We start from the raw sequence: 18,247 nt of genomic DNA, 5'->3' as shown, positions 1-18,247 counted from the left end.
TCGCTCGCTGTGCGGTCATCGACGGATGAGGTCCGGCGACGGCGTCGGCCTGCGAGCGGGGGTGTGGATCCGCCGACGTTCGGGCGAGGCGGCGTTTTCTGGCCAAGCTGATACCGGAGGAGCGAGAGGCGGCGACCCGCACGGGCCGTCGGCCCGCCTGGGCCCGTCCGGCCGAACGATCCGAACGGCCGGGGTGCTTCTCTGCGTCGACGCGGGTGACCTGGGTTCAAGGCGCCGGCTGGTCATGGAGGAACTCCTTGTGCTGAGGCAGGAGTGGAGCGGAGGTGATCCCGCGCTTCGGGCCCGGCTGTGGGGCGGAAGCGGCTCGCCGTGCGAGGGCTGACCGGTGCGGTGGCTGAGACACGGTCAGTGCGGGAAGTGGAGGCCTGTGCCTGTGGCATGTGGGCCTGGAGGCCGTGGCGCCCGGCGACTGGCTCTCGCAGCCTAGAGCAACCGAACGGCGTTCAGCAATAGGAAATAGGAGACGGGATTTGGCCACCCCTGGGCCCGCAATGACCGTCCTTGACGCCATGCTGCATGTGCGTTTTGATGAACACCGTTCACCAGTACCGAACTTGCGCCACCTTTGTTGGAGAGTCTCTCGCCCCCAGCGACACCCAGCCCAGCATGCTTCGACGGCCCACGAGGAGAGAACAGCCAGTGAACGTCACACTCGCCCGGGACTGGATAGGCAACGCCAACTCGCTCATCGGCCGGCAACGCGACCACCTGACGAACCTCGACGCGGCCATCGGAGACGCGGACCACGGCACCAACCTCACCCGCGGCTTCGCCCGAGCCCACACGGTCATCACGCAGGGACTCCACCTCAGCGGCACGCCCGCCAGCATCCTTTCCTCGACAGGCCGACTGTTCATGTCGGAGATAGGAGGCGCCGCAGGCGCCCTCTACGGCAGCGCCCTGTTCGCCATAGGCTCAGCATTACCAGACGCGGACGAGGTGAACCCAGACGAGTTCGCAGCAGCTCTGCAAGCAGGCCTCGACCGCATCCAGGTGCTCGGTGCGGCCGTGCCGGGCGACAAGACCATGGTCGACGCCTTCGCCCCGGCGGTAGCGGCATTCCGGGACGCCGCCGGCGCCGGCTTCGGCCCAGCCGCTGAGGCCGCCGCGGACGCGGCCGCGTCAGGCATGCGCGCCACCATCCCCCTCCAGGCCACCAAGGGCCGCGCCTCCTACCTCGGGTTACGGAGCATCGGCCACCAGGACCCGGGCGCCACATCAACCGCCCTCCTCTTCCGGGCCCTGGCCGACACCTACCGAGCGACACAGCGCTCCTGCGCCTGCCCTGCCTGCTCCGGACTGCGCCCTGCCGCCCAGCCGACGCGGAGAAGGTGACCCGAATGACAACGATCTCCGGCGGTCCGCGGCACATCGAGGAAGCCGTCCCCCGTGAACCGGCCGGGAACCGAGGTCTGCGCCTGGTCCCGCTGCGCGGCCTTCGGTACGTCCCGGACGCAGTCGGCAACCTGGCCGCCGTGACCTCTCCGCCGTACGGCGTCGTCACGCGGCCGGACGGACTGCACCACCTGGAGTCGGCGGACCCCGACAACATCGTGCGGCTCATCCTCCCGCAGGCCGACAGCGTCGCCGCTCGTCACGAGCTGGCCGCGACGACCCTGCGTCACTGGCTCGCCGCGGGCATCCTCGCTCCCGACAAGGAACCGGCGCTCTATGTGTACGAGCAATCCCGCGGCGATCTCCTCCAGCGAGGCGTCATCGGCGCACTGGCTCTCTCCGCTCCGGCGGAAGGCCTGGTGCTGCCTCACGAAGAGGTCATGCCGCACGTCGTGGAGAACCGTGCTGCCCTGATGCGCGCCACCGCCGCCAACCTGGAACCTCTGCTCCTCACCTACCACGGCGACGCGCAGACGGCCGGCGCCGCCGCTGTCGTCGACCGCGCGACGACAAGGCGCCCTTTGCTGACCACCACCACGGAAGACGGCTTCAGCCACCGCCTCTGGGCGATCACCGACCCCGCCGAACTCTCCGAGGTCGACGACGACCTGGCGGGCCGTCAGGCCCTCATCGCGGACGGCCACCACCGCTGGGCCGGTTACCTACGTCTCCAGCAGGAGCACACCACGGGCCCCAGCCCCTGGGACCACGGGCTGGTTCTCCTGGTGGACACAGCTCGCCATCCACTCCAGGTCCGGGCCATCCACCGACTCCTGCGCCACCTGCCGATCTCCGAAGCGCTGACGAAGGCAAGCCCCTCCTTCCGAGTGCGACACCTTGAGACCTCCCTCCCCGATGCCCTCGACGCACTCAAGGAAGCGACGAGCGTCGGCAACGCCTTCCTCCTCGCCGGCGACGGCACCTTCCACCTTCTCGACCGCCCCGATCCCGCGCTCGTATCCCGCACGGTGAGGCGGGACCGTCCCGAAACATGGCGGTCTCTGGACGCGGCGGTCCTGCACGAGACCCTTCTCCCTCATGTGTGGGGGATTCCGGACACTCCACGGGACATCACCTACGTCCATGACACAGAGGAAGCGGTGCGACAGGCCGAACTCCACCGGTCCACTGCCGTCATCCTGCATCCCGTGCGTGAGGAACTCGTCCGCACTCTCGCCCGCCGAGGAGTCATGATGCCGCGCAAGACGACCTCCTTCGGGCCGAAGCCGGCCACGGGCCTGCTCCTTCGCAGCCTGGAAGTGGACTGACCCCGCGGACGGGGCGGGGGCCGGCACAGCCCTGTTCCCGGTCGGCCGTGCTCGGTGATCCGCGCGCAGCCGAACACCGTCCACTGCCTGCGACTCCTGCCCCCGGCTCCGGCGGATCCACGGTTCTCACGGGGTGCGCTCCGCGTGGGCCATCGCCCTTCCCCGACGTGCCGACAGGGCTTCGGCCCCATGGCATCGCCTCCACGAGGCCGCGATACTGCGACCAACCGTTCTGCCGAAAGGGCCCAAGTGACGTACCAGTTCCCCGCATTCACCCGGCTCGGTCTGGGCGGCGCGACGCTCCTGTTCGTCTTCGCCGGCTCCGCCCTGCCTGCCGGGGCGTCCCCCGCCGACACCTCCCGCGTCACCGCGCGGCCCACCGTCGAGGAGCAGCGCCTCGATCGGGCCGCCCCGCAGGAGATCCTGCGGCGCAGCGGCTTCGACGCCCTCGCCCCGCGCTTCGCCCACGCCCTGGAGGGCTCACGCGGTTACGCGCAGGCGGAGCGGTCGGTGACCCGCCACGGCTCGGCGCTGTGGCAGCGCGCCGTGGACCGCGCCCAGGGGCGCGGACCCGCTGCGGGCGACCTGAGCCGGGGCGATGACCGGCCCTTGTACTGGGCCCGGCTCGCGCTCAGCCGCGAACTGCGCGCGTGGACGCCCCGGTTCGGGCTGGACGACGAGCAGCGCGGGGCCCTGCACGCCGCTCTGGAGTCCTCCTCGCGCGGCCAGGAGGACATCCGCTTTCCGGGCCGAGGGATGAAGCGGGTCCTCGTCACCGGCTTCGACCCGTTCACCCTGGACCGGGACGTCCGGATCGGTAACCCCTCGGGCGCCGGCGCGCTCGCCCTGGACGGCACGATGGTGCGGACCGCTGAGGGGCCGGCCCGGATCGAAACCGTCATCTTCCCCGTGCGCTGGACGGACTTCGCCGAGGGGACCGTCGAGCGGGTCCTCGTCCCGCATCTGCCCCACCTCGACCTGTTCACCACCGTCAGCCAGGGCCGCCAGGGCCGATTCGACGTGGAGCGCACCAACGGCGCCTGGCGCGGGGGCTTCCCCGACAACGAGAACGTGGCACGCACCGGGACCGTCCCCGTCACCGACCCCGACGCGCAGCCGCAGTGGACGTCCACCACCCTCCCGTACCGACAGCTCACCGAAGCGGACACGGGCCGCTTCCCGGTGTACGACAACACCGAGGTCACCGAGGTCCCGGCGGGCGGCACCCAGCCGGTGACCAGGCCCGACGGGCCCACCCCGGGTTCGGCCGCGCGGGCCGGGGGCGGCGGTGACTACCTCTCCAACGAGATCGCCTACCGGGCCACGCTGCTCCGCGACCGGGCGGGGCTCCCGAAGCTGCCGGGCGGCCATCTGCACACGCCCGTCCTGCAGTTCGGCGCGGCGAACGCGGACCCGGAGAGGGGCGGTGTCACCGACCCGGACTTCGAGCGCAACCGTGCGGACATCGTGCGCCAGGTGCGGGCGCTGGTGCAGAGGGCGGTGAGTGCGGCCCGTTGAGGCTGTCCGCCCCGGCCCACGACGGCGGTACGACGGCGGTACGACGATGGTGGCGCGGCCTCTTCGAAGGCGGCGCCGTCGTCCTCATCTCCGTGGGGTGGCTCCGGTCAGGTCGTGGCGGAGCAGGGCGTAGGCGTGGTCGGCGTCGGCCACCGCCTCCGGGTGGACCTCGTCGGCGGACCGGCCGTCGACGATGCGCCGCCAGTTCACCGACGCCAGGATGCGCTCCGTGGCGGTCACCTGGCCGGCCAGCAGGGCGGCGGTGATCTCGCGGTCCGGGTCGAGCGCATCGGCCAGGGCCCGGGTCAGCGCCTCCTCGGCCTGGGCCAGGTACTGGCTGACGCGCGCCACCAGGCTCGGTGTGGAGTAGACGAGACGGTGGAAGGCCAGGACGTCCTCGTCGTCGTTGAGCCCCGTGATGGGGTCGCGGGCCGCGAGCCCGTCCAGGAAGTGCTGGTGCAGGGCGTCGATCGGGGAGACCTCCGGCGGCCGCCCCGCCACGACGGCGCTGTTCACCCTCTGGTGGTCGGCGAACCGGTGGACGACCAGGTCTTCCTTGGTGGGGAAGTACCGGAACAGCGTCGGCTTGGAGACCTCGGCCACGGCCGCGATGTCGACGACCGAGACCTGGTCGAACCCATGCTCCAGGAAGAGGGCGATCGCCGTGTCGGAGATCGTCTCTCGCGTTCGCTGCTTCTTGCGCTCCCGCAAGCCCATCGGCGCATTCACCTGGTCACCCTAGCACAATCCTTACCCAGGCAATCAGGTGACTGGGTGAATAAAGTAACTTAGTTGCGTGGCTGGATGTGCCCCGCCGGTCGGTGACGCCGAGGCTTCGGACCGTACGTCCGGGACAGCTCCGTGCCGTCAGGCGGCGAGCGGTTCCGGCAGCGGCCGGGCGTGCAGGACGTCGAGCCGGGACACCGCACGCGTCACCACCACGTACAGCCGGTGCAGTCCGCGCGGCTCGGACTCGACGATCGCGGCCGGCTCCACCACGACGACATGGTCGTACTCGAGGCCCTTGACGACCGTCGCGGGCAGCACGGTCACCCGGGCCGCCGTGCCGACCTCCTCGACGGTCGCCGTCGCGATGCCCGCCTCGCGCAGGGCCGCCGAGGTGGCGGCCACCGCACCATCGGCGGCGATGACGGCGACCGACCCTTCGTGGCCGAGGGCCGCGCGGACGGCGGACACGGTGGCGGCCGCCAGGTCCTCGACCGCGCTGACTGTCAACTCGCCGTCGTGGCGCAGCGACCGGGCCGGCGGCACGTCCACGCGGAGGGCGTCCACCAGACGGTTGGCCAGCTCCATGATCGCGGCCGGGACGCGGAAACCGGTGGTCAGGGGGGTGACCGTGGCCTGCTCCTTGCCCAGGTGCGTCAACTGCTCCCGCCAGCTCCGCGCCGCCCAGGGCGCCGTGGCCTGGGCCAGATCGCCCAGGACCGTGATGAACCCGAACGCGCTGCGCCGGGCGATCGCCCGGCACTGCATCGGTGACAGGTCCTGGGCCTCGTCCACCACCACATGGCCGAAACCCCCGGGGCGTTCGATGAGGCCGGCGACCTCGTCCAGGAGCAGCATGTCCTCGACCGACCAGGCGGCGCTCTTCTCCGACCTCGCGGGCTCGGCCCACAGCAGGGCCCGCTGCTCGGCGGCGTCGAGCACGCCGTCCGCCGCCTCCTCCATGACCACCGGGTCGCTGAGCAGCGCGGCCACGACCTTCTCCGGTCGCACCACCGGCCACGCGGCCTCCAGAAGTGCGGCGACCGGCTTCGAACGGCCGACTCTCCGGGCCCAGGTGACGCTCTTCGGGCCGGCCCGCCGCTCGGCCTGCCGCTGGACCAGTGCCACCACGCGCGAACGCACATGCTCGCGGCCCACCCCGTACGGCACCCCCATGCCCCGCACCTCGTCGATGACCCGGGCCAGCTCCCACGAGTCGACCCGCCAGCGGTACGAGCCGTCGGTGACCGCGATGGACTCCTCGGGGTGCCCGACCCGGGCGTACAGGGCGCGCTCCAGGACCGTGGCCATGCGGGCGCTGTGCTTCAGGGCGCCGACGTCCCTTCCGTCCACCCGCTGGACCGGGTGCCTGGCGACCACGTCCTCCACCGTGAGCTGGGCGATGTCGATCTCACCGAGCGACGGCAGCACCTGCGCGATGTAGCGCAGGAAGGTCCGGTTCGGACCGATGACCAGCAGACCGCCGCGCCGCAGCCGCTCGGGGAACGTGTAGAGGAGATAGGCGGCGCGGTGCAGGCCGACAGCTGTCTTTCCGCTGCCCGGCGCGCCCTGCACGCAGACCGACTCGTTCAGCTCACTGCGGACCAGGTCGTCCTGTTCCGGCTGGATGGTGGCGACGATGTCCCGCATCGGGCCCAGGCGGGGGCGCTCGATCTCGGCGGCGACGATGGCGCTCGCCGCGTCCTCGCGGTCCCGGGAGTGGTCCAGGTGCTCGTCCTCCAGCCCGGTGAGGTCCTCCGGAGCGCCGTGGCCCCACGGCGCCCAGCCGAAGCGCCGCCGCACCGCGACGCCGCGCGGTTCCAGCGCGCCGGCCTGGTAGTAGGTACGCGAGACCGGCGCACGCCAGTCGATCACCAGGGGCGGTGCGGCCGGGTGTTCCGAGACCCGCCTGCGGCCGATGTAGTACCGCTGCCGCCGGTGGTCCCCCGCCTCGTCGGAGTCCTCGAAGTCGAGCCGGCCGAAGAACAGCGGGCTGTCGGGCTCCTCCGCCATCTGCCGTGCGCGGGTGCGCAGGTGGCGTCCGAGCGCCTCGGCGCTCGCGCCGTCGCCCGACACGTCCTCGCCGGCGACGACCTGGTACCGGGCGTCGTCCACCTGGTGGGTCATCGCCTCGCCGCACCGCGCGACGTACGCACGCTCCAGGGCCAGCTCGTCGTCGAGTCCGACGGCCTCCTGGGCGCCGTGCGTGTCCTGGGCGTGTGACGTCATCGATCGAGACCTTTCCGAGGTGACGGCCGTGCGTCCCGTCCGCAGGGCCGGACGGGTGCTTCCGGGCCACAGCATAACTGAACCGGGTTAATAGATTGGCCAGGTTGCGTTATTGGTGGCTGGGTACCGCCGGGCCGAGATCAGCGCCACCACGTACGGGATCCGGTACGCCAAGGCCTCTGGCGGCCGCCTCCCGGAGGGCTCGCACCCGCGCCGTCGGGGAAACGGGCGTGGGTCACGACGGAATGCGTGGGGTGGTCAGCGCTTCTGGATCTACTCTGAACTCCGGGGAGGCCAAGGGATGCGTGATGCACTGCTCAGGGAACTGGGCGACAGAGTCCGGGACTTCGGTGACGGGGAGGGCCCCGAGGCCGTGCTCGACGAGGCGGGGGTCACGTGCGCCTCGGAGTTGATGGCGATGGTGGGCGGGCTTCGGGATGCGGACACCGACATCCTGCACACGGTCGCCGCGTACTACTGGGCGCGATCCCTTGCCCGGAGCGACCCGGCGCTGTCGGCTGCCGAACTCACGACGGCGATGCGCGTCTTCGGCCTGCTGTATCTGGTCGATCACCGTCGTGTGCCTCGGGAGTTGTGGCCACAGCTCACCGAGGAGACCGGCCACGACCCGTGGCAGGACCCCGTGGACCATGCGAGCGACCTCGTGCTGGACGTCGACGAGGGTGGCGACCCGTCCGTGCTCGACGAGGCGTTGGACCTGCTGCGGGGCTCCGCCTCGACCCCCTACCGTGACACCACGCTCGGCCTGGCTCTCTGCCGACGGGCTCAGGTCGCCGGACGTCCGGAGGGTGTCCGGCGGGAGGACGCGGACTCCGGCATCGAACTGCTCACCCGCGTGGCCGCTCTGCCCGAGGAGTCACCGACTCGCCGGGCGCGTCGTCGGCTCACCCTCGCGGAGGCGCACAGCCGGCGCTTCGCCCTGACCGCCGAAGAGGCCGACCTCGCCGCGGCCGAGGCCGCCGCACGGTCGGCGTTCGCCGAGGCTCCGGAGGGCTCGGCCGAGCGGGCCGGTTCGGCGGAACGTATCGGCGTGTGTCTCGGCCACCGGGCCGAGACGGCCCTGCCCGAGGAGAGCGTCGCCCGGCTTCGGGAAGCTGTTTCGTGGCTGCGGCTGGCGGTGGACATCGGTACGGCCTCGGGGCAGGACCCGGACCGGGCGAACCTCGCCAGGGCGACGGGGCTGCTTCTCCGGCGTACGGCGCAGCCCGGAGAGGGGCAGGAGCCGGACGGGCAGGCGGAAGCGGTGTCGCCCGGGGCGCGGCCCGCGTCGTCGGACGGTGCGGACCCGGCACGTGACCTCGCCGGGCTGGGTTCGAAGGTCATCGCGCGCGTGATCACGGAGGCCGAAGCCGTCCGCCAGGTCGTGGACCCGGATTTCACGCTTTCGCAGGAGGCCGTTGCCTCCGTGGTGGCGGGCGCCCTGCGCCTCGTGGGGTCCGGGACGCCGCAGGACGTCGTACCCGTCCTCACCCTCACGCTGGAGGCCGCTTCCGTCCGCTGGGGGACCGGGCCCGGAAGCCCCTGGTGGTGGGCGGCCGACGCCTATGTCGAGGCCGCGCGGCTGAGTCTGGTCGACCGCCCCGACGGACGGCTTTTCCAGCGCGCCCATGACATCGTGCGCACGCAGATCGACGCGCTGCGCGCGGCTGCTGGGGCGGAGGAGCCGGAGGAGCGGGACGACCGGGACGCCTTGGACGGCCGGGTTGACCGGGACGGCCCGGGTGACTCGGACGGCCGGGACGGCCCGGATGCCTTGGACGGTCGGGGCGACCTGGGTGGTCCCGGTGACCCGGCCGGCCCGGGTGACCCGGAGGAGCTGGCCGAGACCCTCTTCGCCGCCGGGCTGCTGCACCTCAGCCCGTACTTCGGCGAGCTGCCCGGGACGGACTTCACCGGTGGGCTGAGCATCTGGGAGGAACGCCGCAGGCGGCACGAGTCCCTCCACCCCGGCGACCCCGCACACGCCGGGGTCCCGGACATGCCGCCGCCCTCGGACGCGGCCGTGGCCGCCGTCGGGTATCTCCGCCAGGCCGCGGGCCTGGCGTCGGGGCACCTGCTGGGACGGGTGCTCAAGGCCCTGGCCGAGGCGCTGTCCTTCCTGGCCGGGGTGCGGCACGAGTCGCACGACCGGGAGATCCTCTCTGCCACCCGGAAGGCGTTCGACGTCCTCGATCCGCGCCGCGACCCGCTGGCCCGGCTCTACATCCTGCGCGTCCTCTACCGGTGCGGCGAACTGGCCCTGCCCGGCGACCTCGCCGCCGTACTCCCCGTACCCCTCACCGTCATCAGGGAACGGCGAGGGCTCCATGAGGCGTCATGCGTCTTCGCCGAGGCGCTGACCCTGGCCCTGGAGGCCCGGCGCCTCGATCTCCAGGCCCGGCTGCTGGCGGCGGCCGACCGCGACCTGCCGTACCTCTCCATGGACTCCCACCACCGGCTGCGCTGGTCGAGCGAGGTGCACTGTCTCGCCGGCGACCGTCTGATCTGCGAACCGGGGCTGATGGCGGTGGGCCGGCTCGCCGGCCAGGTGCGCTCCTCCGCGGAGGCCGACGCGTGGCCCGCCGAGGAACGAGCGGCGACGCTCCTCCACCTCGCGGCGCACGCCGACCCTGAGCCGGAGGGCGACGTCGCCCGCGAACTCATCCACGAGGTACGGCAGTTGGCGCCCGCCCTCGTCCGGCGCCACGCCGACGCGGTCGGCTACCTCGATGCCGTACTGGCCCATGACATGGGAGTGCACGCCCAGGCACAGGGCCGGCCGGAGACCGCTGCGGCTCATTTCGCCTCCGCGGCCTTCGCCTTCGCCCTGTGCCGGCAGACCGATTTCGCTCTCGCGGCTCTCGACGCCGGGCTGGGGTGCGTGGAGGAAGCCGAAGGGCCGACGGCCGAACGGGCCGTCACCGCGCTGATCCCCGCGTCCGTGTTCCTGCGCCAGGCTCCGGACGAGACCGTGGACTGGAAGCTGTACGGCCTCTACCAGTCACTGGCCTTCCGGATGAGCGGCCCCACCGTCGATCTGTCGGTGATGGCGGGCATCCACCAGGCCGCCAAGGGCATGGACTTCACCATTGCGGCGGGGCACCCGGGCGCCCTGGAGTTCTCCGCGCGCCTGAACGCCATTCTCGCCCGTGCACGGCTCGCCGAGGCCGGACTGCCGGGGCCGCTGCCCGACTTCGAGCAGCCCGGCGGAGCCGAGACGGCCATGCTCTACTACCTGGGTTCGGGCGAGGCCGAACCGGACGGCGGTGCCGAGACCGAAGTACGCAACCTGCAGCGCGCCGCCGACCGCTGGGTCAGCGGGGAGCTGCGCCTGGCGCGGGGCGCGGGCCGGTTCCCGCTCCTGCGGCTCGACGAGATCCAGGAGCTCCTCCCTCCGGACACCGTGCTGCTCTCGCTTTTCCTGGGCCAGATCAGGCACGCGTCCTCCGCCAACCCCGTCATGGCCCTGCACGGCATGGCGGTGACACGCGAGGAACTGTTCCACCGCACCATGGCGTTCCCGGCACACGAGGGCTCACTCGTCAGGGTGTCCAAGGCCGGTCACACGTTGAACGTGTCGCCCGCCGCGATCCAGGTCGCGGGCGTGCGCCAGGAGATCGTCGCCGACCCCCTGCACCGCGACGTCTCGCGCGTGGCGGCCCGGATGCTCGCCGACGACTCCCGTTCGTACCTGGCCGGGTTCACCGAGTCCCTGCCCTCCTGGCTCACCCGGGGCAAGACCCACCTCTGCGTCTGGCCCCACGGCCCCCTGCACTACCTCCCCTTCCCCCTGCTGTCCGCCGACGGCCGGCCGCTGGCCGACGACTGGACCGTCACCCAGGTGCCCAGCCTCTCCTTCCTCAGCCGCCCCGCACTGCCCCCGTCCCCGCATCGCGGACTTGCCGCCTTCGCGTTCGACAGCGCAGGCACGCACACCCTGGAGGCCCACACCGCGCACATCGCGGCCTCGATGGGCGACACCGCTCCGGTACTGGGAAGCGACGCCACCCCACGCCGCTTCCTGGCGGCGCTGTCCGAGGCCCGCTACGTCCATGTGGCGGCCCACGGGTCGCACAACGAGTGGGCGCCCTGGCACCAGTGCCTGTTCCTGTCACCGGACACGGAACGGGGCGACGACGGCCGGGTCTTCGCCCACGACATCCTCGGCACCGACCTGCGCGGCGTCGAACTCGTCACGATGAGCGCGTGCGAGTCGGCGCTCGGCCGGTTCGACATCAACGACAACCTGCACGGTCTTCCCGCCGCCTTCCTCCAGGCAGGAGCCGCCGCCATCGTCGGCTGCCTCTGGCCGGTGACCCCTGACGTGGCCACCGCCTTCTTCGGCACCCTGTACGAACGGCTCGCCCTCTCCGAGGACCGGCGTACCGCGTTCCGCACAGCCCAGTCCACGACCCGCGCCCGCCATCCCGCCTACCGGGACTGGGGTGCGTTCTGCTTCATCGGGGACTGGCGTACCGCTACCGACCACCCCTACGGAGTCACTGAATGATCCACCCCGACCGGCTGACCGAGCCGGAGGCGGCAGCCTCCTACGACCTGAAGCTCGTGCCGGCTCTCCTCCTCCGGGCACCCGACCCCCAGCCCCCGCTGACGGGGAGGATCTCGCTGGGCGCCCCGGTCGTGCGCCCGCTGAGCGCAGTGCAGGCCGCCGAAGGCGACGAGGACTGGGGCGACTTCCTGGAGTCGCAGTCCGCCCGGTACGACTACCTGCTTCTCAGCCTCGTCTGTTCGTTCCGCCCTTCGCCCGGAGGGCCTCCGTTCACGGACGCGGGCATCGGCGTCCGGCTGGAGGCCCCGGGGCAGCCGGCCGACCGGCAGCCCATCGCGTGGTCCATCTCGCCGAAGAGACGGACCGCCCCCGTCGCGCCCTCCGGCTCGCTGACGCTGACCGCCAACCTCATGCTCGTCGACGCGGGCGTGGAGTACACACCGCACCGGGCCGGACGCGAGAAGCTGTTCGTGGTCGGGATGGGGGAGCGCGACAGCGACCCCGAGTGGAGGTTCACCGCCACCCCTGAGACGCCGCTGGTCGGCGACGAATCACTCGCCCTGATCATCCGCACCCCGGCAGGTGCGCCGGCGCAGGCCCACATCGCGGTGGCCGCGACCGTCAGAGAGCGCCGCCTCGGCCTGATCCCGTACCGGGCCGAGCTTCCCCCCGCCCTGCGGGCCGTCGACCTTCGCTGAAGCCGGTCCGCGTCCGTCCCGTGGAGCCGCGCGGGCCGACCGGGCAGCCCGCGCGGCCGCTCCGGGAACACCCGGAGCGGCCGACCGCGTGCGGGCCATGACCTGGAGGCCCGATGACATCAGGCCCGGTGACATCAGGCTCGGCGACACCAGGGCCGGTGACGTCAGGCCCGGTGACATCAGGCCCCGCCGACGCCAGGCCGGGACACATCAGGCCCGGCGCAGGACCGTGGCCTCCGCGCCCCAGCCGAGGGCGATGGTCCGCTCGACGTCCCAGCCCGACCGCGTCGCGAGGGCGGCGAGGGCGGCGGAGTCACGCAGCGGGCTGCCGGTCGCCGCGTACGCGTGCAGGGCCGCCTCGGCCGCGTGCGGGCTCAGGCCGTCGGGGCGGGAGGCCTCGATGAGGACCGCCGTACGGGTCCAGCCGGCGAGCCGGGTCAGGAGCTGTACGGCCTCCTCATCGGTGCGGTGGGCCAGGGCCTTCGCGGCGACGGCGACATCGGCCGGTCCGGCCGTCCAGTCGACACGTTCCGGCGCCGGAACGTGCCCGCGCAGGACCGTGGCCGGGGTGGCGTCCTCCGCGACCCGCAGTTCAGGCCGCCGTCCGGCGTCGTCGAGAGCGGCCACCACCGAGGCGCTGCCCGGCCCGGTCAGCAGGCAGCTCCCGACGCGCTCCCAGAGGGGGTCGGCCGTCAACCCGTCCAGCAGGAAGACCAACTGCTCGCACTCCTCGACCAGTTCGCCGTAGCGCTCGGCGTCCTGGGCCACCGCTTCGTGCAGGGTCGCACCCGAGGCGAGCCGCCAGGGGGACGTACCGTCGCGGAGCGCGGGAGCGAGGTGGGTGAGGGCGAGCAGCAGCTCGGCCTCGTGGCCGGTGTACTCCTCGCGCTCGTGGTCGTCCAAAAGCTCCTCGCCCGCCGGGCCCAGCCGCAGCCCGCCCCCGTCGTCGGCGGCGACGACCACGCCGTACGCGGCGAGCAGCGGAAGCAGTACGTCGATCCGCGGCCCGGCCACGCCCAGGCGGGCCGCGAGCGCGTCGACCGGAAGCCCCGGCGCGTCGGCCACCGCGTCGACGAGGCCGAGCTGCAACGCGGTCCGTGCGACCAGCCACGGCAGCGGCGACGGGACCGGGCCGGCGGCAGGGGCCTGCGCGGTGGCGCCGGCGTCGGACGTACCCTCTGCCTCCGGCGCCGCGACCTCCTCGCGGTGCCAGTAACCCGTGATGTTCAGCCGGTCCTTCGGGAGCTTCCGTTCGCGCTGGAGGTACCGGCGTACCGGGAGCAGCGCCCGGCTCTCCGCCGCCGCCCAGACGTACCCCTCGCCCGCCGGGACCGGCAGCGCGCGGACGGCGGCGTCCAGTGCCTCGGCGTCGCCCGGCTCCGCGACCACCCACGTGACGGTGTCGCCGTCGCGCAGGGCCAGTTCCTGGCGCGCCGATCCGTCCGAGACGGTCACCAGGACGTGCGCCCTCGCGTCGAGCGGACGCTCGTCGAGGAAGCGGCCGATCGCGGGCAGGGCCGTCTCGTCGCCGATGAGCTGGATCCAGTCCAGCCCCTCCGGCAGCCGGAGCGACGACTTGGGCCCGACGAACCACAGCTCGTCGCCCTCCCGGGCCGAGGCGGACCAGGCCTCCGCGGGCCCGTCGCCGTGCACCACGAAGTCGAGGTGGAGCTCGCCCTCCTGGAGGTCCACCCGCCGGGGTGTGTAGTCGCGGGTCAGCCGGTATTCGGCCGGTGTCCACTCGATGCCGTGCGGCAACTGGGCGGGGAGCGCCGCGTGGACGTCCCCGTCCGCGGCCAGGATCAGCTTGATGTGGTCGTCGAACCCGGGGGCGGCGAAGGCGGGACGGTCGATTCCCTCGCGGGTGAACGCGGCGAGGTCCGCACCGCCGAGGACGACTCGCCGCATCCTGGGCGTCACCTCGTGGACGCGGCGCACGGTGACCCGGCGCAGGACGAGAGGGTGCGTGGTGTACGCGCGCTGGGCGGCCATCAGGAGAACTTCTTCTCGATGATGTCGAGCAGGGCCATCGACTCGTCGTAGTCGCCGCGCAGCACCCAGTGCGGCAGGTCGTAGGCGTGGTTGGTCTTGAAGGCGGGCAGCGCCCCGTAGACGGGGTTCTTCTTCAGGGTGGCGACGTCGGTCGTGTCGGCGTTGAAGCCCATGACGAACACGGACGGCTGGGTGATGGTCTGGCCGACCTTCTCGGTCGACAGCTCGAACATGTCGCCGCCCTGCCCGTACACCTTGAAGCCGCCGTCGGCGAAGACCGGCGCCGGTTCGATGCCGACCTTCTTCAGTTCGGTGGGCAGGCCCACGCTCTCCACCAGGCCGTAGGCGGTGCCGTCGCCGGTGAGGGAGAGGAAGGAGACGGGGCCGGGCGGCGGGGTGATCGCCTCCTTCACCTCGGCGATCCGCTTGTCGTAGGAGGCCAGGTGCTCCTTGTAGACGCCGGGCTTGCCGAACACGTCGTCGGCGAGGAAGGAGAACTGGCTCCGCCAGTCGCCGAGCTCCTTGCCGACGAGCACGGTGGGGGCGATGTCGGAGAGCTCGTCGTACACCTTCTCCGCCTGGAACAGCGGGAAGCCGATGCCGCCACCGACGATGAGGTCGGGGTCGAGGGCGAGGATCGCCTCCAGGTCGAAGCCGTCGACACTCCACGGCAGGAACGTCGTGCCGGCCTCCTTGGCCTCCTTCTCCCAGTACGGGGAGAAGGCGCCCTTGCCGTCGGCGTCCTCGGGGATCGTGGCGCGCACCGGTACGTCGAGATCGTAGAGATACCCGGCGAGGGCGTGGTTCAGCACGACCACCCGCTTGGGGGAGGTCGGCACCTTCACCGCCCCGTAGTCGGTCGTCACGGTACGGGTCTTCGCGACGGGCGCCTTGTCCCCGTCGTCCGAGGAGCCGGAGGAGTCGGAGGAGGAGCAGCCGGTAAGGGCCAGCGCGGCGACGAGCGCGCAGGCGAGAAGGCGGGCAGGAGCAGACATGGGACCTCATGTGACTGGGCAGGCTCGAAGGTTCGAGCCGTTGGTAAGGTGAGGCTAACCTCGCTGGTTCCGCCGCGTCGATCCGAGTACGACATCACCGGTGACGGACACGACGCATCACCTACAACGGGAGGCAGGCTTGCCGGTGACATCTCTGGGCACCGTGGTCGCCGAGAACGCCATCCGCTTTCTCGGGCACGACACACACCAGCACGACGATCCGCACCTCATCTACGTGGTCACCGGCCACGCCCGCCTGTCCGCCGACGGCGAGGAGTGGCGGCTCGGACGGCACGAGGCCCTCTGGCTCGCTCCCGGCGTGCCGCACGCCCTGCGGATCGAGCCGGGCGGCATGGCGCTCGGCCCCCTCCTCGACCCCGCTGACCTGCCACGATGCCGTGTGCGGCCGCTCGGGGTGGTCCCCGCGATCGTCGAGGTCATGACCACCACACTCGGCGCGGCGCCGAGCACGGCGGAGCAGGTCGAGCCGTTCCGCCAGGCTCTGGGAGGTGTGCTGAGAGGCATCTCCCGGCAGCACTTCCCCGTGGTGCTGCCCGCCCATCCCGCGGTGCGCGCACTCGCCCGCGAGGCCCTGCGCACCCCCTCGGTGACGCTGGAACGGCTGGCCGCGCAGCACCGGATGAGCCCGCGCCAGGTGCAGCGCGTCTTCCTCGACGAGACCGGACTGCCCTTCACACGGTGGCGCAACCGGGCCAGGATGAACGCCGCCGTCGAACACCTCCGCGGCGGGGGTGAGCTGACGGCGGCGGCCAGGGCGGCCGGGTACGCGACCCGGGCGGGGCTGCTGCGCGCGCTGAGCCGCGAGTCCGGGGTGCCCGTGAGCGCACTCACGACGGACGCGGTGGCGGCGCTCGGCGGCCACTGAACCGGGAGCCAGGCGGTCCAGCAGTCCAGGCAGTCCCAGCAGTCCAGACAGTCCCAGCCGTCCCAGTAGTTCAAGCAGTCCCAGTAGTTCAAGCAGTTCACGTACTTCGATCACGCACGGCACTTCGGGCTGCCCGGGTGGCTGGTTGTTCAGGGAGGTCCGATGGCACAGGCGCTCGCGACGAGGGCCGAGCCACCACCGATCGCGTCGTCGCGCTCGTCGCGCCGCAGGACGCGCCGGCTCATCGGCCTGGGCGTCGCCGTCGGCACGCTCCTGGTGACGATGGTGCTCAGCGTCGCGATCGGCTCGGCGATGCTCCCGCTCGACGTGGTGTGGCAGGCGCTGACCGCTCCCGACGGCTCCGCCTCGCACGCCACGATCAGCGGCGCCCGCGTGGACCGCACGCTGCTCGGCGTCGTCGTCGGTGTCTCCCTGGGCGTGGCGGGAGCGCTCATCCAGGCGCTCACCCGTAATCCGCTCGCCGACCCCGGCGTCCTCGGCGTCAACGCCGGCGCGGGGTTCGCCGTCACCCTGGGCGTGGCCGTCTTCGGTGTCACGCGCATCGACCAGTACCTGCCCTTCGCCTTCGTCGGCGCCATCGCCGGCTCGGCGGTGGTCTACCTCGCCGCGAGCGGCGGCCGGGGCGGGCCCTCGCCGCTGCGGCTCACCCTCGTCGGGGTCGCCTTCACGGCGGTGCTGTCCGGCATCTCCCAGACCCTCGCCCTGATCGACACGGAGACCTTCGACCGTATGAGGTTCTGGGGAGCGGGCACCGTCACCGACCGCCCGACCGGCACCGTCGGTGACATCGCGCCCTTCGTCCTGGCCGGCCTGCTGGCCGCCGCCTGCTGTGCGCGCCCGCTCAACGCGATCGCGCTCGGCGACGACGCGGGGCGGGCCCTGGGGCTGCGGGTCGGCGCGACCCGGTGCGGGGTGGTGATCGCGGTGACCCTGCTGTGCGGTACGGCGACGGCCGCGGCGGGCCCGCTGATGTTCGTCGGCCTCATGGTGCCGCACGCCGTACGGTGGCTCACCGGGCCCGACTGGCGCTGGATCATCGCCTACTCCGCCGTCCTGGCTCCGGCGATCGTGCTGGTCGCCGACGTCCTGGGCCGACTGATCGTGATCCCCACCGAGCTGCCGGTCGGCGTCATGATGCCGCTCATCGGCGCGCCCGTACTGATCCTGCTGGTACGCGGAAGCCGGGTGAAGACGCTGTGAACGGGATGCTCGTCCTCAGGGCGGGGCCCCTGAGCCTGAGAGCGGCGCGCCGCTCGGTCCTGGTGTGCGGGCTGCTGGGGGTCGCGCTGGTGGCGCTCGCCCTGTGGGCGTTCACCCTCGGCAGCTACCCGCTGAACCTCGGCGACCTGACCGACGTCATGACGGGCACGGCCCGCGACAGCGTCCGCACCGTCGTCCTGGAGTGGCGGGCCCCGCGCATCGTCGCCGCCGTACTGTTCGGGGCCTCCCTCGCCGTGGGCGGCGCGATCTTCCAGTCCCTGACCCGCAACCCGCTCGGCAGCCCCGACGTCATCGGCTTCACCACCGGCTCCTACACCGGCGTCGTCCTCATGCTGCTCGCGGGCGCGAGCAGCTACTCGGCGCTCGCGGCGGGCGCGCTCGCCGGCGGGCTCGTCACCGCCCTCGTCGTGTACCTGCTGGCCTTCCGGCGGGGCGTGCGGGGCTTCAGGCTCATCATCGTGGGCATCGCGGTCGGCGCGCTGCTGTCCTCGGTCAACACGTGGTTCTCGGTGAAGGCCGACGTGGACACCGCCCTGAGGGCCGCGGTGTGGGGCGCCGGCTCACTGAGCGCCATCGGCTGGCCCGCCATCCTGATGGCCTCCGTCCTGATGGCGGCGGTCGCCCTGGCGGCCCCGATGGCGCAACGCCGACTGCGCTGGCTCGAACTGGGCGACGACACGGCGTCGATGATGGGAGTACCCGTCGAGCGCACGAAGCTGCTGCTGGTCGTTCTCGGAGTGGCCGCGACCGCCGCGGTGACCGCGGCG

The 18,247-nt window shown here is 72.4% G+C and carries 12 protein-coding genes; 8 read left to right on the top strand and 4 right to left on the bottom strand.

Annotated elements, in window-relative coordinates:
• The first annotated feature begins 660 nt into the window (after window positions 1–660).
• From dhaL to AB0917_RS22940, 3 genes are all read left to right on the top strand, one after another.
• Window positions 661–1,356 carry a dihydroxyacetone kinase subunit DhaL gene (gene dhaL / locus AB0917_RS22950; protein WP_366821487.1) on the top strand — a complete coding sequence of 232 codons (696 nt, stop codon included), beginning with the start codon at window positions 661–663 and terminating at the stop codon, window positions 1,354–1,356.
• 5 nt (window positions 1,357–1,361) lie between these two features.
• The gene (locus AB0917_RS22945; protein ID WP_366821486.1) at window positions 1,362–2,684 is read left to right on the top strand and encodes a DUF1015 domain-containing protein; all 1,323 of its coding nucleotides are present in this window, start codon (window positions 1,362–1,364) and stop codon (window positions 2,682–2,684) included.
• Between the two features lie 249 nt (window positions 2,685–2,933).
• Window positions 2,934–4,202 carry a pyroglutamyl peptidase gene (locus AB0917_RS22940; protein ID WP_366821485.1) on the top strand — a complete coding sequence of 423 codons (1,269 nt, stop codon included), beginning with the start codon at window positions 2,934–2,936 and terminating at the stop codon, window positions 4,200–4,202.
• An 84-nt stretch (window positions 4,203–4,286) separates the two neighbouring features.
• On the opposite strand, the gene AB0917_RS22935 is transcribed toward AB0917_RS22940, so the two are convergent.
• Both AB0917_RS22935 and AB0917_RS22930 read right to left on the bottom strand, forming a co-directional pair.
• Window positions 4,287–4,931, bottom strand: coding sequence for a TetR family transcriptional regulator (locus tag AB0917_RS22935; RefSeq protein WP_366821484.1), 645 nt, complete (start codon window positions 4,929–4,931; stop codon window positions 4,287–4,289).
• 138 nt (window positions 4,932–5,069) lie between these two features.
• Window positions 5,070–7,055 (bottom strand): AAA family ATPase, encoded by a 1,986-nt coding sequence (locus AB0917_RS22930; protein WP_366821499.1) that lies wholly within the window; start codon window positions 7,053–7,055, stop codon window positions 5,070–5,072.
• A 403-nt stretch (window positions 7,056–7,458) separates the two neighbouring features.
• Between AB0917_RS22930 and AB0917_RS22925 the strand changes: the two genes are divergently transcribed.
• Window positions 7,459–11,667, top strand: a complete 4,209-nt coding sequence (locus tag AB0917_RS22925) for a CHAT domain-containing protein (protein ID WP_366821483.1) — start codon at window positions 7,459–7,461, stop codon at window positions 11,665–11,667.
• Window positions 11,664–12,365, top strand: a complete 702-nt coding sequence (locus AB0917_RS22920) for a hypothetical protein (RefSeq protein ID WP_366821482.1) — start codon at window positions 11,664–11,666, stop codon at window positions 12,363–12,365. The genes AB0917_RS22925 and AB0917_RS22920 overlap by 4 nt, the downstream gene beginning before the upstream one ends.
• A gap of 210 nt (window positions 12,366–12,575) precedes the next feature.
• Here AB0917_RS22920 and AB0917_RS22915 read toward each other — a convergent pair whose 3' ends face one another.
• Window positions 12,576–14,357: a siderophore-interacting protein gene (locus tag AB0917_RS22915; RefSeq protein WP_366821481.1), complete on the bottom strand. Its 1,782-nt coding sequence runs from the start codon at window positions 14,355–14,357 to the stop codon at window positions 12,576–12,578.
• Window positions 14,357–15,352, bottom strand: a complete 996-nt coding sequence (locus tag AB0917_RS22910) for an ABC transporter substrate-binding protein (RefSeq protein ID WP_366821479.1) — start codon at window positions 15,350–15,352, stop codon at window positions 14,357–14,359. Before AB0917_RS22910 ends, AB0917_RS22915 begins: the two co-directional genes overlap by 1 nt.
• A 139-nt stretch (window positions 15,353–15,491) precedes the next feature.
• On the opposite strand from AB0917_RS22910, the gene AB0917_RS22905 reads away from it, so the two are divergent.
• The 3 genes from AB0917_RS22905 to AB0917_RS22895 all read left to right on the top strand — a co-directional run.
• A complete protein-coding gene (locus AB0917_RS22905) occupies window positions 15,492–16,238 on the top strand; it encodes a helix-turn-helix domain-containing protein (RefSeq protein ID WP_366821478.1) in 747 nt (248 codons plus the stop codon).
• A 162-nt stretch (window positions 16,239–16,400) separates the two neighbouring features.
• Window positions 16,401–17,459, top strand: a complete 1,059-nt coding sequence (locus tag AB0917_RS22900; protein ID WP_366821477.1) for an iron chelate uptake ABC transporter family permease subunit — start codon at window positions 16,401–16,403, stop codon at window positions 17,457–17,459.
• Window positions 17,456–18,247, top strand: a 792-nt coding sequence (locus AB0917_RS22895; protein ID WP_366821475.1) for an iron chelate uptake ABC transporter family permease subunit, incomplete at its 3' end; no start/stop codon positions are given. The genes AB0917_RS22900 and AB0917_RS22895, both read left to right, overlap by 4 nt.

The sequence above is a fragment of the Streptomyces sp. NPDC007346 genome, assembly GCF_040703535.1.
Classification (GTDB): Bacteria; Actinomycetota; Actinomycetes; order Streptomycetales; family Streptomycetaceae; genus Streptomyces.
Note: the sequence above shows the minus strand (reverse complement) of the source record. Positions and strands in the feature narration are given on the sequence as shown.

Bases quoted from the DNA above. Each gene is read 5' to 3' on its own strand.
- AB0917_RS22945 (WP_366821486.1), top strand. From the start codon at position 1,362: ATGACAACGATCTCCGGCGGTCCGCGGCACATCGAGGAAGCCGTCCCC.
- AB0917_RS22925 (WP_366821483.1), top strand. From the start codon at position 7,459: ATGCGTGATGCACTGCTCAGGGAACTGGGCGACAGAGTCCGGGACTTC.
- AB0917_RS22915 (WP_366821481.1), bottom strand. From the start codon at position 14,357: ATGGCCGCCCAGCGCGCGTACACCACGCACCCTCTCGTCCTGCGCCGG.
- AB0917_RS22900 (WP_366821477.1), top strand. From the start codon at position 16,401: ATGGCACAGGCGCTCGCGACGAGGGCCGAGCCACCACCGATCGCGTCG.
- AB0917_RS22930 (WP_366821499.1), bottom strand. From the start codon at position 7,055: ATGACCCACCAGGTGGACGACGCCCGGTACCAGGTCGTCGCCGGCGAG.
- AB0917_RS22920 (WP_366821482.1), top strand. From the start codon at position 11,664: ATGATCCACCCCGACCGGCTGACCGAGCCGGAGGCGGCAGCCTCCTAC.
- AB0917_RS22910 (WP_366821479.1), bottom strand. From the start codon at position 15,352: ATGTCTGCTCCTGCCCGCCTTCTCGCCTGCGCGCTCGTCGCCGCGCTG.